The sequence below is a fragment of the Anabaena azotica FACHB-119 genome, from assembly GCF_014697625.1.
Taxonomy (GTDB): Bacteria; Cyanobacteriota; Cyanobacteriia; order Cyanobacteriales; family Nostocaceae; genus Trichormus; species Trichormus azoticus_A.
In genome coordinates, this window is sequence record NZ_JACJSG010000010.1 from 176,089 (window position 1) to 191,740 (window position 15,652).

A 15,652-nucleotide genomic window follows, 5' to 3' on the forward strand; every position below is an offset into this window, starting at 1 on the left:
TTAAGTAGAGGGATAAATAAAGCCTGTTTTAAATAAATTATTATTACTGACAACCACCAAGGCGACTACATAAATCTTTAAATGAAGGTTGAGTGGGATTAATTTCTGTGGTCATTTCAAATAATGGTGCTTTGCGATCGCCTAGTCCGCCAGTATAAGTTGTTGCAGTGACTTTATTAGGTGAATTTCTTTTTAAAGCATCATTACCTTGAAAAGCATCTGCCCTATAAACTCTAATTCCTAACTGATAACTATTGCTATTAGTTAGCCCTGTCGCCTCTTTACGGAATGCTTGAACTACAAAGTCTTGACTATTATTAATGGTACAAGCACCATCACCACTACCATCGATACAATACAAACTATTAGCAGGTGTTGCAGGTACGGCACAGTAAGCATTATTAGTGCTACAAGTTAGGCTTCCAGTGGTGGGTACATCAAATTGATGTATGCTTGTAGTTGTAGATGCTGGGATAGGGCTTATTGTCCCTGTTTGTAAACCATCTACATAAGTTCTTGCAGCTTGAGCTGCTAATTCTGTGCGCCTAGCTTGTACACGAGTCGCAGCAGATATCACTAATACAGGTGCAATTGCGGTTAGCAAAATAGAGGCTATAATTATTGCCACTAAAGACTCAACAATACTAAAACCTGATTCATTTGACTGAGTAAATAACTTAGCTAATTTATGTGTTTTCATAGTTGATTTAGTAAAAATATTGAGAGAAAGGTTGCAATTAAAGTAGCTGATATTTTTGCTATTGGTAAAAGACATCAATATTTTTAGTTAGTAATTAAATAAACTGTTTAAACAATGCAACTTGATACAAATTAATAACATCAAACACCAGCTTAAATGCTTATAGCCCTGGCAGAATACCAGGGCGAAGGATTATGTTAATTAACCTGATTGGGATTTACAGGACATGAGGGACGTTGATCTTCTGGTAGTGCAAATTTAGTAAGCTTATCGGTATTGACAGGATTACCAGAACTGTCTTGAGAGACTTTAATGATCTTGTAACCGGAATCAAAACCAGTCTTTTCACTTTCTTCTTGAACGGCACATAGTAGAGTGTGTACCCAAGAATCATCTCGTGATACTTCACGGTAAAACTCATCTGGTGGGTCAGTAGTAGGAATTACGAAACGTTGAGCAAACAAGTCTGGATTTTGTGATAACAGTGCGACATCAAAACCCCATTTACGGACAGGAGGCATATAGTAAGGTGCAGAACCTCCAATAGCACTATCTGTTTTATAGCGAGAGTTATCATCACGTCCAAACAAACTGGTAGAGTTACTAGTGGTAGCGGTTGGGCTGTCCACCATCAACATTTGATAAGGAGCCGTAGCGTATGCACTACGCTTGAACTGGATAAATGAACCTGTGATGTTGCTATCAACCCCATTCCAATTTTCTAAAAAGCGGGGGAAGTTATGCAAACCACCATTAATTTCATACTCCGGTCTACCAGCAATAGCAGGACTACCAGCACTAGCAGCAGTAGCAGGATATCCAACGCGAATGGGAGTATCTCCTGCGGCAATGATTAAGTTAAACGTAGATGCCGTAGGTATTGGTAGCCATCTGGTGTTTTTGGCTAGGTTGTCAGCAAAATTAATTAAGGTGTTGAAATTATTAGTATCCTGTGGTAAAACACCATCATCAGGTGCGTTAATTTGTAGAATTGGTTCTAGAAGTGGTTGGTAAGTGCGAAGTGCGGTAAGTGATACTCTACTTGGATCAGTTTGAGGAAAATTATAAAATAGACGCTGTGTATTGAAGTAGCGTTTTGTATTTGTTGCTGGCAGAGCAGCAGAAGTGTCGCTCGTTGTTGTAAACCATAAAGAGTTATCACGTGCATCAGGAACTTTGTCTGAAGTAATTACACTTACTACACTAGATACAATTCCTAGTGGAACAGGAGCAGCAGTAAGATTAGTCACAAAGCCACTACCGTTTCGTGTAAAATCAATTACAGCGTTAGCTGGAGCAGCACTAATTAATTCATCACTAGAATTGCGTCTAAAGGCAACTCTGCGAGGAAAGCGTTCATATCCCGATTTTGGAGGTCTAGAAGTAGTACCAGCTACAAGTTGACCTACATTTGCAGTAGCAGGTAAAGCACTGGATTTAGTTAATCTTTCAGCGTTAGTAATGGCGTTGTCGTTGTCAGTATCATAGCCAACATACCAATCACCTTTTCCGCATTCAGCAATATTTATCTTAAAGCACATTTCCATGACGTACTCTGGAAAGTTAACACGACGCTGAATAGGGGTGACGAAGTTATTGAAGTAGGAGCTGTTAACAGACGTATCAACTGCTGTACTACCAGAGTAAGTACTGTCTGTAAAAAACCGTGAAGTGACGTAATTATTATCCCGGTAACCATTTCTAAACCTATCACTTCTGACATCGCCTGCATTACTAACATCAGTGCGGTTATTTCGTAAGTCGAAATCCCCATCATTACGAAAACCATATACAAATTCAGGTGACAGCAAGGTGACAGCATCGGCAATAACGGCCGCAGGTCGCCAAGTTTCGCCAGTAGTGCAATTCGGTAGTCGTGGGTCATTGGGACGACATGCAAAGTTGCGATCGCGGTTAGCCTCAGTACGATCGTAGAAGTTGCTCCAATCGGAAGTTAAAGTATTAGGCGTTCTAAATTCCTCTCTCGTGTGCATATTAAATTCACCCTGAGAATTTGATGTGTTACGTTGGGCTTTGATATACACAGGTAGGTCTGTTGCCAGAATTAAACCTTTTTCTTCAGGTCTGTAATTATTTTCCCGACTTAAGTTGCTGCCATTCTCCAAAACAATGGCATTAGGGCGACGGTTAGGATCGAGTTTATAATCTGTGGCACTAACGTTAATACTTGCTGGGTCGCTATTGTCAGGTACAGCGTCATCACGGGTAGCGTAGATAATGCCGCTATTAGGCAGCAAATATTCATTAGGCGGTGTAGCAGGTGTAGCAGTAATAGATTTTGTCCGAAGTAAATTTAAATCAAGAACAGTAGCCCGAATTTCTAAAGGCTGACGTTGTTCAACGGCTAAGTCATATTTTCCTGTTAATTGTGATGGAGTAGCAGGTATCCCTGGTAAACTACTACCAAGAGCGTCTGTAGCAGCGTCTATAGCTTTAATTTGTCTCGCATCAAGAAAGGCCGTTTCTCTAATTGCTTGATGAGGAACTACGCTATCATTTCGCGTAAGGGTACCATCAGCAATTCGTAAGGCGCAAATAGTAGAGTCAATTGCTGACTGCTCTGAGAGGGTGAGGTCTTTGTCGGTTGCTTTTGTTAGAGCTTGGCGCAATAGTGGGTTAACAAACTGACCATTAGGAAAGACTAAGTTAGCTTGGTACTTCAAGCGTTCTTGTAAATTATCAGATGTTGATGCTGTAGCGACATCATTAGCTGTGGCTGTTGTAGTAAATAGCCCATTACTATCTAGAGTTAATCCTCTGGTGACACCAGCAGATGTAGTTGCAGGAACTGTGTAGCTGAAGCCGTTATTGGAAAGACCCAAGGTAGTTGAGTCATTAGGGTTATAACCATCTGCTGCTGTGGCTGAACTTGTGGGGTTGTAATAACTACTAACGCAGGCTATTGGTGCTTGGTATCTATCGTTTGCTTGTGGGTTGTAGGGATCGCGGATGTAGTGATAGACTGCCGTAGCCCGCATAACTAAATCACCGCGACTTTGTTTGCTAGCATTTAGTGGATCAGTTGGATCAGGTATTGCCATAGGCATAACATCAGACCATACCACTGTCCTATTAGGAATTGAGGGACGTGTAGGCAAACTACCTGTTGGACTGTAAACTCCAGCACCAGTCACTACTCGCAAACCACCAACAACATCAAGCACATCTGCACGAATACTAGCAGCTGAAGATTCCCAATAACCATCACGAGCTGTAACACCAAGGTCGGCTAACAATTTAGCCTGGGGGGTGCGGGTACGCACTGGAGGAGTACCACTCTTACCAGTAAGTGAACTAGCAGACCAATTTTTTCCAGTGATAGTTTCTGGAGCATCTTCACCAATAAATCTTTCTAGTGTGCTATTCCAACGGAGTTCGGGTAAATTGTTACCCACAAGGATGCGATCGCCCAGTCTTTCTTCTGTTACAGGAGTTTGCTCTACTTTCTGTGGATCAGTAGCTGGTAACTGATCTGTATTTAAGGTAAGACCAGTATTTGCATCTGTGGGATATATCCAAGGATCAGGTGGTCTAAGTTTATCGTTGCTTTTATCAGTAGTATTATCCGTGCCTTGTAAAACAGTAGTAGCTGTGAAACTACCAATTCCTGCTCCTGGCGGTCCAAGACGAACTTCTGCAAATGGTACACGTCGGGTACGCTGGCGGAAATAGACTTCTAATTCTTCCTTTCTGACTTTGTTTGCATCTAAAGCAGGGTCTTTTTCTAAACGCCTCTGAATATTGTCTTTGACAACTTGAGGATCATTACCATCACTACGAGCTAATTGTGCTTTTACTAATAAATCAATTCGTTCAGCATAAGCCTGACTATTATAAGCAATTTGATTTGAAGCGTTGGTAGTAGACTTATTTGTACTGGCAAGGGTTTTTTCATCACCGCTATTGTTTTCTCTGAATAAATCGATTTTAACATCACCATTGTCAGTGCTTTTTACAGCACTACTTGTACCCACATTACCACCGATGATAATTTTGCCATTTTCGCGGTCATAGTAGCACGAATCTCTACTACTTACCTGAAACAGCCTAATATTCTCATCAGTTTTTCCAATAAAAAAATTACCATTAGTAAAAATACGTCCATTCAAACGAAAAGCAGGGCCGGGTGTAATCTCTAAATCATCTTCATAAACAACAGCATTATTAGTAAGTGGCAGTTGCTTCCGGTCTTGTTGCATTTCTAAAGCAGAAAAGCCACGATTACCTTGATAGACTTTATAGTTATCCCTGATGGTACTATCCAGAGTGCTTATATCAGTAATTGGCACAGTAGCAGCGTAAACAAAAAAGCTCTTTTTTAATTCCCCAGTTGTGACTTTATACCAGCTAGAACCACCCACTAAACTTGCACTAGTATCATTGCTAGCATCACAAATTTTTCCAGCTAGGGGAGCAGTTCTAGCTTCGATAGGAGTACGTTTACGAGTAGGGTTAGTACCCGCATAAGGTGGGTTACGAAAATAAATTCCGTAGAGTGTATAACTATCAAATTTACCGTCGTTATCAGTATCTACAGGAAACTTCCAGGCTGTTTCCATAACTTCTTGAGCTTCTAAAGAACCAGTGTCGAAATTTTCGACTTTCGTATCCTTATCTAGGTCATATCCTACAATTAAAGGCGTTTCGTCACCTAAACTGTAGGCTTTCATTTTATTAATGAGAGTCTTGTATAGTGTTGTGTCAGATGGTACTGCTCTAGGTAAGGTGGGGTCAGCCAAAAGAGCCGTTATTTTAGCTCTCGCACGGTCTAACGCTGGAGTAGCAGCTTGTAATACAACTTCATTAACTCTGACATTACTTGCATTTTTAGCCCGTTCAAAAGACCTAAATAAAATTGCTGTGGTTAGTAGCACAACTACTAAGGCTACCATTGCTACAGTTGGCAACACAAAGCCGGAGTTAACTGCACCCTGCCTTCTGCGATTAATAAAAAGATTTCGTAGTAGCCTGTTGAGCCGCCTTTTAAAATTAAATAAAAGATTTCTTTTGAAAAATTTCGATGTTTTTTTAATTATCTTGACTAGCTGGCGTTTCATGGTCATGGCTGCTTTCCTGCCAAGTTATTTGGTACACACTTACCTTTTTTTTTGCAACTGACAATTATGCCCATAGATTCAATCTAAAGGCATAAATAAGGTTATATTCACTTCACAAAACTCTGTTATTTTGCTCCGAGTTATTGGATTGCTTACGTTATATCATTGTTCAAGCCTTGAGTTTTTTCGGAAAATACGGAAATTTTCAGAAATCTTTATTCTCTGGGAAAACAAGGATAGCTTCACATTGATTTCACATAAATAAATTCCCTCGGTCGCTTGCTTCATGAAGATATGGCTATTTAGGTAAATTTATAGTACCCACCCTGCCATAAAAGATATCAGTTAAATAGAGGATAATTTTTAATAGTTTGAGAGTTATAGGATTCCTACTTGGTTTTTGAAACATACGTAGGGCGCTGCACTGCCCACTGTCCCCAGTCCCCAGCTATAAGCAAATCCCCGGCTTCTTGAAGAAGTCGAGGATCTCATGTCTTGCCAAACAGGGGTAGATTTAGGGACTTCCAGAAAATAAACTATGCAATTTCTCTGCCTCAAAGCAACTGTCTTTCCCCCTGCCCCCGCTTCATACCGCACGTGTGACTGCGCTCACCGCCCACGCAACTCGCTCCCCGACGCGGGGAGAGGCTTTAAAACCCCCATTCCCTTGTAGGGAAGGGGGGTAGGGGGGTTAGGTCTTGAAGATTTTGATGTCAGCAATAATACTTTTCAAACAACCTCTTAACCTATCAGGCGATTGCTATATTAAATGTTTTCTGAAGATGTGGAAACTACTTAGAAAATCAAATCAGCAAATTCCCAACCCGCCTGGAGTAATTTAGTAATGATTGAGGTTAATTCCTGCTTCTTTTGCCATTGCTTCTAAACCTTTAATTTCTAAGGTTTTAATGGCTTTGGTGGATAACTTCAGTTTTACCCAACGGTTGCCACCTGGCCACCAAACGCGCTTGCTTTGCAGGTTGACTTGTTGCAAGCGTTTGGTGCGGCGGTGGGAGTGGGAAATTGCAAAGGCGTTGTTTGCTTTCTTGCCTGTTAAATCACAGCGACGAGCCATTGTTTTTATCTCCAGATTACGATTTAAATACAACCTTCCTATTTTAGCTGACTGCGACAGAGGATTGGGGTTTGGGGTTTGGGGATAAAAAAATATCTAATATGTAGGGTGCGTCAGTATGAGAGATACCCGCTATACCAAGAAAATATTTATACTGACGCACCCCACTAACTGGGGACTGGGGCTTAAGCTACGAAAAACTTTTCTGCAAACCTCTCTCCTACAAATGCAGAGACGTTGCATGCAACATCTCTACATATTCCCCCAAAGGTCAGACCTAACCCCCCAGCCCCCTTCCCTACAAGGGAAGGGGGAGAAATCAAAGCCTCTCTCCTTGTAGGAGAGAGGTTTGGAGAGAGGTCTTCCAGATCCCGTGAACAAGTCAGGGTTAGGGAGGGGTAACACCAGATTCATCAACTACTGTCAGACTTGTATGGGGTGTTGTTGCTGCAATGCCCACCCTATGGTACTGTTAGCTGCTGGCTTGTTGTGTCAGCTTGGTGAGTACGTCGTTGGAACGTTCGACAAAGGATTTCATTCCTTCTGCGTCGAAACCTTTCTGAGACATCAGCGCTAAATCGTAAACGTGTTGACAAATTAAGTTGGCTAAGGGATTTGTTGTTTGTCCGTCACCTTGAATAATTGTGCCTTGGTTGAGATTTACCAAGTTTTGAATGAGGGGATGGGCTGTGTTTACTAATAAAATGTGGTCTTCGGGAAAGTCGGCGTTTTGCTGTTGCATCATCGCACTCATTTCTCTCATGCGGCGGAGAAATTCGGGTAGAAGAACGATCGCCGGTGGTGTACCTTGAGGATCATCAGACTTCAACGCTTCGGTGCGAATGTTGACTTTGGGTTTGTTCAGCGCTTTCTCGAATAACTCTTTAATGACCTCACTCTTGGTTTTGTTGGTTGTGGGGTCAACAATTTCCTGCGCCTTGTCTTTATCCAGTAAGGTATTATCTAGGTCAGAGTCTACGCGGGTAAATTTGACATCCTTATATTCCCGTTCGAGGAAGTTGATAAAGTGGGTATCGATGAAGGAGTCGAGGAACAGCACTTCCAAGCCTTGGTTTTTGTGCAGTTCTATATATGTGGCTTGGGTGGCTTCGTCGGTGCTGTAGAAGACGCGGTTTTCGTGGCGTTCTTTGTTGCGTTCTAAGTATTCTTTCAGTGTGGTGTATGGAGAGGTGCTAGCAGGTGTAACTTCTTGCCAAGCATCATCCTCGCTGGTTTGCACTTGCACTGAAGCAGTCTCAGTATTTCCCTTGTTCTGTGCGGCGGTGCTGCGGAAAATAATGATATCTTCGACTTGCTTTTTAAATTTCTCATCGTTGAGAACGCCGAACTTGACAAATGTACTTAAGTCTTTCCACGCACTAATATATTGTTCACGGTCGTCGCGGTAAAGTTCTTTGAGTCTGTCGCCGACTTTCTTAGCTATATAATCGCCGATTTTGCGGACAGTGCGATCGCCTTGCAATGCACTCCGCGATACGTTCAGGGGTATATCTGTACTATCAATCACCCCGCGCATGGGTACGAGAAACTGGGGAATAATTTCTTCGCAGTTATCGCTGACAAAAACTTGGTTACAGAATAATTTGATTTGCCCTTTGGTCACATCCACATCTGGACGCATTTTCGGGAAATACAGAATCCCGTTGATAATGAAGGGATAGTCAGTATTCAAATGTACCCACAGTAAGGGTTCTTCTTGGAAAGGGTACAGGTAGCGGTAAAATTCTAAATAATCTTCTTTGGTTAAGTTGTTGGGAGACTCCCGCCAAGGTGCTTTTTGCTGGTTTAATACTTCATCATCCAGTTTGATGGGTACTGGCATGAAGTCGCAATAAGTCTTGACCAAATTTTTGACTCTGACAGCTTCTAAATATTCTTCTTCATCTGGTAACAGAGTCAGGGTGATGGTAGTTCCGCGAGTGGTGCGCGATGACTCTTCTAAAGTGAACTCTGGGGAACCATCACAACTCCAGTGAACTGCTTGCGCTCCTTCTTTGTAGGATAGGGTATCAATTTCTACCTTACTAGCCACCATGAAGGAGGAGTAGAAACCCAAACCAAAGTGACCGATAATTGGCTGGTCTGCTTTACCTTGATATTTGTGAATAAATTCTTCCGCACTAGAGAAAGCGACTTGATTGATATATTTCTTAACTTCCTCTGCTGTCATCCCAATCCCATTATCGGAGATGGAGAGGGTTTTTTTATCTTTATCTATTGCCAATACAATTTCTGGTTCTCCGACTTCTCCCGCATATTCTCCAGCGCGAGACACCATTTTCAGCTTCTGAATTGCGTCTACGGCGTTAGATACTAATTCCCGCAGGAAGATTTGATGGTCTGAGTAGAGGGACTTTTTGATGATGGGGAATATATTCTCAGTATGAATACTGATAGTTCCTTGCTCTAGCATGATGAGTAATCGTATATGAAGGTGTTTGTGTAGTCAAGCCATTGTAGCCTTTTACATCATGGATAAATTCCCTGATATAAAAGAGCATGAGAGCAATAGAGATTTTCAAGCTATAGTTTACGCGATCGCAGCTACTTCCCTGGATTGTTTGCCCCCCATACTACGATTCGGATTTCCCTACCATACACTAGGATTACTAAGTAGAACAGACTAAATAAATCAAGGTTCGTAGTAAGGACTTTAGTCCTCAAGAAAGGACTAAAGTCCTTACTACCAACTAAATTATGATGACTTTACATTACTTAATGTAGTTTGATTTATTTTCGTCCGCTTACTTGTATATTTATCGTAACTAAAAGGGTTTAAGACCCCTACGTCTATACGTAGTATCAGTTTCAGTCGGGGTTTAAATCCCCGACTGAAACTGTCTTGAATTTTGAATGCGCGAATTTTGAATTGTTAATTACTTAATTTTTTCCAAGACCAAAAAATAGTGGTATGGGTGCATAGGGTCAGTAAATTCCTGCTTAATAGTTAAACCCGCTTTAGCCACAGAGTTGTGTATCCGCTTTTTTGGATAACCCTTGAGTCCGACTTCCCAGAAATGCTCATCGGTTTTGGGACGGGTACTCCAGAATGTTGGTAAACTCAATGATAAATGCCGCGATCGCTTTGCCAAGGAAAATTTCAGTTGAATGGCGAAATACTGCGAGTTATAAGGTAATGAAATGATTAAATATTTTTTCGTTGCTTGTGCTAGTTTTTTTAAGGCTTGTTCTGACTGTTCATAGGGTAAATGTTCTAACACCTGAAACAGCACAATTGCATCATATTTATCTTGTTTGAGAGAAAAGTTACTTGTTAAATCTAGCACTATATCTGGTTGTAGATTCCTGTCAATATCTGCTGTTGTTACCTTGTAACCTTTACTTTTGAGTAAGTCTGTCATAATGGAATTAAAAATTCCCACTTCGAGAATTTCTTTTACCTGTGTGCCAAGGTTAAATATCAGCCGTAATTGATGATGGTAACTGATAAAGCGGTCTCTCGATAAATATTCAAAATTTCTAATGTTTAACGAGGTGATTAGCTGCATATAATTTACTCTTGAACCTGAGTTACTAATGGGAGTTAGACAAAAATTATCCAGAAACAATCATCAAATTTATTTAACAATTCAAAATTCGCGCATTCAAAATTCGCGCATTAAAGACATTTTGCCTACGGCACGCTACGCGAACAGTTGGGGATTTAAACCCCAACTGAAAATTTGCTACGTACAGACGTAGGGGTCTTTAACCCTCGGAATTACGATAAACAAAAACCTTAACATTGTTTGCCTAGTTTCTGACATATCTTGGGTTAGAGCTTTTTTCAGCCTTTAGGTAGTTTTTTGAGGATGATAGGTTTGCTATTCGCTTGTGCCTCAAAAATGTTTAAGTTCTTTTAAAAGATTTATACCAATTCTTTATCAAGTTACGCCCAATAAATGATGTAAAAATTAGGCTGAAACCTTTCTACAGTGAAAAATTAAGCGCATCTTGATTAAGAAACGGTTACTGGTTATATACAGCAAATTTCTGTGACATCCAATACACTTTCACCTTGTTTATCGGATATCTATTTTTCAATTTTGATACGAATTAGGACTTATATTAACTCCGCTTAATCACTTCTAAATCAATACAGTTCAGTTAAGGCTAGATTGAGTGGCAATTTTGATTAAACTAGATTTATCGGCGGTTAATTATTCTTATATAGCAGTCGAAGCATCTGACTTTTCAAGGGATCTGGAAGACCTCTCTCCAAACCTCTCTCCTTGTAGGAGAGAGGCTTTGATTTCTCCCCCTTCCCTACTAGGGAAGGGGGCTGGGGGGTTAGGTCTGTCGTTAGCTTTTCCACATGACGTGAAAAGTCAGGTCGAAGCATAGGTTAGGACATCATACAATTTTAAAACCCATAATTTCAAAGGCTTTCATCCCTGTCAAGAGTCCCCTATAACCTGTCCCCTGCTATACCAACTCAAAAAATCTTTGCAACACATCCATGAACTGTAGGGGCGCACAGCTGTGCGCCCCTACCCTGGTATCTGTCGCATTCTTTTTTCAATTTAAACCGTATTGTATTGGGTTTATTCACTGAAAATATAGACAGATATGTTCAATTATCGTAAATAAAAGGGTTTAAGACCCCTACGTCTATAAGTAGTGGCGTGGCAAGCTTAAAATGTTGCATTAATTAACCACAGAGGCACAGAGACACAGAGGTTAGAGAGGAAACTTATTGCACTATTTTAGCCTTGCCACGCCAGTAGTGGCGCGACCGGACTAAAATGTTGCATTAGATGGGGAAAAAATCGAACGCAGATGCACGCAGATGAACGCAGATGAACAAGATGATAGATTGTTGGCTAATGCACAAAATTAGTCCGGTCATGCCAGTAGTATCAGTTTCAGTCGGGGATTTCAACCCCGACTGTTCGCGTAGCGTGCCGTAGGCAAAATGTCTTTAATGCGCGAATTTTGAATGCGCGAATTTTGAATTGTTATTGTATGAAACCACCCTGATTTGCAAGGAGAGGGTTAGGGTAGGGTAAAACCAACGCCGCAAAGTTAATTAAGTCATAATCTGCGTTACGGTGATTTTTGCTGGCGCTTTGTTACTAAATGTCAGCCCATTTTCACCCTTATCGATATATACGGTGTCACCAGAAATAAAGGTATTTTCTAAGATTTTGGTGGCGAGGGGGTTTTCGATTTCTCGCTGAATGGCTCTTTTTAAGGGACGTGCGCCGTAAACTGGATCATAGCCTTTTTCTACTAAGAAATCACAGGCGGCGCTGGAGATGTCGAAGGAGATTTTTTGCTCTCTCAGGAGATTTTCCACCCGTTTAAGTTGAATGCGGATGATGTGGCGCATTTCGCTACGGCTGAGGGTGTGGAAGAGGATTGTATCATCAACGCGGTTGAGAAATTCGGGGCGGAAGTGCGATCGCAAGGCATCCATTACCCGATTTCGCATTGTCTCATACTGGGAATCATCACCAGACACATCTAAGATATGTTCGCTCCCAATATTACTAGTCATGACAATGACGGTGTTGCGGAAATCTACCGTTCTCCCTTGGGAATCAGTAATTCTCCCATCATCCAACACTTGTAGTAAAATATTGAACACATCGGGGTGTGCCTTCTCAACTTCATCCAATAACACCACCGAATAAGGATGACGGCGCACTGCTTCGGAAAGTTGCCCTCCTTCTTCGTAGCCTACATAACCTGGAGGCGCACCGACGAGGCGAGAGACTGAGTGTTTTTCCATGTACTCAGACATATCTAAGCGCACTAAAGCATCATCGGCATCAAAGAGGAATTGGGCTAAGGCGCGGGCGAGTTCGGTTTTACCTACACCAGTCGGTCCCATGAATAGGAAGGAACCGATGGGGCGGTTGGGGTCTTTCATCCCGGCGCGGGCGCGACGAATGGCGGCGGCAACTGCTTCCACTGCTTCCTGCTGTCCTATCACTCGTTGGTGGAGGTGACTTTCGAGTTGCAGGAGTTTTTGCCGTTCTGATTCTAGCAGACGATTGACGGGGATACCTGTCCACTTGGCGACGATTTCGGCGATGTCGGCTTCGGTGACTTGTTCACGCAGCAGGGTAGAACCTTGGCTTTGTAGTTCTAGTAGCTTGGCTTCTTTGGCTTCGCGATCGCGCTGTACTCCCTCCAGTTTGCCATACTTCAACTGCGCCGCTTTGTTCAAATCATATGCCCGTTCTGCTTGCTCAATTTGCACTCTTAAATCTTCTTCTTCTTTCTTCAACAAGCTGATGGCTTCTAATACTTGCTTTTCACCTTGCCATTGATTGTTTAAATCCTGCTGCTTTTCGGTTAAATTGGTGATTTCTAACTCAATTCGCTGCAAACGCTCCTTGGTTGGCGCTGCTACTTTCTCTTCCCCAGCCAAGGACAGCTTTTCCATTTCTAACTGCATCAAACGGCGGTCGATGGCTTCCAATTCTGCTGGTTTGGAGGTGATTTCCATTTTTAACTGTGCTGCGGCTTCATCGACCAAATCAATGGCTTTATCTGGTAAGAAGCGATCGCTAATATATCTCGCTGACAATGTAGCCGCCGCTACCAGTGCGGAATCAGAAATTTTCACATTATGATGGACTTCGTAGCGTTCCTTCAATCCCCGCAAAATTGAGATTGTATTCTCTACACTGGGTTGGTCTACGTACACTTGTTGAAAACGCCGTTCTAGGGCTGCATCTTTCTCAATGAATTTGCGAAACTCATCTAAGGTAGTAGCGCCAATACAACGCAGTTCGCCCCGCGCCAGCATGGGTTTAAGTAAATTCCCCGCATCCATCGCCCCTTGTTGGTTGGAACCAGTACCGACGACGGTATGTAGTTCATCAATAAACAGGACAATGTTACCATTAGATTCCGTAACTTCCTTGAGGACTGCTTTTAAACGGTCTTCAAATTCACCCCGATATTTTGCCCCAGCAATGAGACTACCGATATCTAGGGAGATGAGTTGACGGTTTTTCAAGGATTCAGGGACATCACCATTAACTATACGCTGTGCCAAAGCTTCAGCGATCGCCGTCTTACCCACCCCTGGTTCCCCAATCAACACCGGGTTATTTTTGCTACGCCGTGACAACACCTGAATCACCCGGCGAATTTCATCATCACGCCCAATTACCGGGTCTAACTTACCTGCTTTCGCCTGTTCTGTTAAATCCCGACCGAATTTTTGTAAGGCTTCATAGCGAGATTCTGGGTTTTGGTCTGTCACTTTTTGACTACCACGTACAGCTTTAATACTAGTTTCTATCTTGGCACTGTCTACATTAAACCCTTTCAGTACCCGCCGACCGACACGTTCATCATCGACAAAGGCTAAGAGGATATGTTCTACAGAAATGTAGCTATCCTTCATCCTCTCACGAATTTCCTCAGCGCGATCGAGCATCGTATCTAAGCTACGACCAAGGTAAAGCTGATCACTTTTGCCTACTTTCGGTTGACGCTGGGTAAAAGCTTCTAATTGCTGTTGTAAGCGAATTGGGTCAATTTCTGCACGCCCTAAAATACGGATAGCCATACTAGTAGGGTCTTCTATCAGAGCGAGAATTAAATGTTCTACGTCTAGTTGCTGTTGTTGATATGCACGGACTATATCTTGGGATTTGACAATTGCTTCCCAGGCTTTATCTGTAAATTTATTAGGATCTGTAGGCTGCATTTTTACGATTTTAGATGTATTATTTTAGACTTGTATTTTGAGTATAAAATTTGGGTAAAGAAGACAACTAGAAGTTATTCAATATTTTGTTTAGATCATAAACACATCAAGTTAATATCTTTTTGTATAAAGAGTTACTTATCAAACGCAGAGGAATAGGAGGTAAGTGCAGAGGAACGCAGAGTGTTTAGTTGGTTCTTGTTGTATGAATTAAGAAAATTGACTCACTACCTATTTCCTAATTTAAAACGAAAACACCTTTATGAGCTTACTTTGAAAGCTAAGTGGAAGAAAATATTTAATTTGGTAGACACGGGTTTGGGGAAGATGAGGGAGTGGGGGAGCAGAGGAGCAGAGGAGCAGGGGAGATAGTCTTTTCCCTTTCCCCCTTCCCCTTTCCCCTTTCCCCTTTTCCCTTTCCCCCTTCCCCTTTCCCCAGTCCCTAACTTTTCACCAGTTGTTCTGATGATTCTTGTTTGGTAGCAGATCCTTGAGTACCAACTTGGATGAGTTCAATCTTGTATCCGTCTGGATCTTCCACGAAAGCAATTACTGTTGAGCCATGTTTCATTGGCCCTGGTTCCCTTGTTACTTTACCGCCCTGATTTCTAATAGACTCACAGGTGGCGTAGATATCATCCACACCAAGGGCGATGTGACCGTAAGCATTACCTAATTCGTACTTGTCCACTCCCCAATTGTAGGTTAGTTCGATAACTGCATTATCGCTTTCGTCGCCGTAGCCAACAAAAGCTAGGGTAAATTCTCCCCCTGGGTAATCTTTTCTTCGCAATAACTTCATTCCCAGGACATCACAGTAAAATTTTAAGGACTCTTCCAAGTTGCCTACTCGTAGCATCGTATGTAGTAAGCGCATAGTCACCTCTAGTAGTGGTTCTGCCAACATTGTACAGAGGGATTGGGGATTGGGGATTGGGGAAAGGGAAAAGGGGAAAGGGGAAAGGGGAAAGGGGAAAGGGGAAGGGGGAAGGGCTTTCAAGGGCAGGTTTTTTGTTTAAGCAGAAGAGAAAGCGGTGGGGCTTCTCCAAGATTCAGGGAAGAAGCTACCAACAGGCAAAGGTTGACCAAGTAACAAGGCGACAATG

The 15,652-nt window shown here is 42.1% G+C and carries 7 protein-coding genes; all 7 read right to left on the reverse strand.

All coding sequences use genetic code 11. The features are described from left to right. Positions 1-43: 43 nt before the first annotated feature. Positions 44-700 carry a hormogonium polysaccharide secretion pseudopilin HpsB gene (hpsB, locus tag H6G83_RS09665; protein WP_190470539.1) on the reverse strand — a complete coding sequence of 219 codons (657 nt, stop codon included), beginning with the start codon at positions 698-700 and terminating at the stop codon, positions 44-46. Between the two features lie 197 nt (positions 701-897). Beyond that, entirely contained in the window at positions 898-5,784 is a 4,887-nt protein-coding gene (gene hpsA, locus H6G83_RS09670) for a hormogonium polysaccharide biosynthesis protein HpsA (protein ID WP_206758985.1), read from the reverse strand. 832 nt (positions 5,785-6,616) lie between these two features. Then, the gene (rpmB, locus tag H6G83_RS09675; protein WP_190470541.1) at positions 6,617-6,853 is read right to left on the reverse strand and encodes a 50S ribosomal protein L28; all 237 of its coding nucleotides are present in this window, start codon (positions 6,851-6,853) and stop codon (positions 6,617-6,619) included. Positions 6,854-7,325: 472 nt separating this feature from the next. Then, on the reverse strand, positions 7,326-9,287 hold the full coding sequence (htpG, locus tag H6G83_RS09680) for a molecular chaperone HtpG (protein ID WP_190470544.1): 1,962 nt from the start codon (positions 9,285-9,287) through the stop codon (positions 7,326-7,328). 463 nt (positions 9,288-9,750) lie between these two features. Next, a complete protein-coding gene (locus tag H6G83_RS09685) occupies positions 9,751-10,383 on the reverse strand; it encodes a class I SAM-dependent methyltransferase (RefSeq protein WP_190470547.1) in 633 nt (210 codons plus the stop codon). A gap of 1,520 nt (positions 10,384-11,903) precedes the next feature. Beyond that, entirely contained in the window at positions 11,904-14,546 is a 2,643-nt protein-coding gene (clpB, locus tag H6G83_RS09690) for an ATP-dependent chaperone ClpB (protein ID WP_190470550.1), read from the reverse strand. 442 nt (positions 14,547-14,988) lie between these two features. Continuing rightward, positions 14,989-15,423 (reverse strand): lactoylglutathione lyase, encoded by a 435-nt coding sequence (gene gloA, locus H6G83_RS09695; protein ID WP_190470570.1) that lies wholly within the window; start codon positions 15,421-15,423, stop codon positions 14,989-14,991. Between the last annotated feature and the right edge of the window lie 229 nt (positions 15,424-15,652).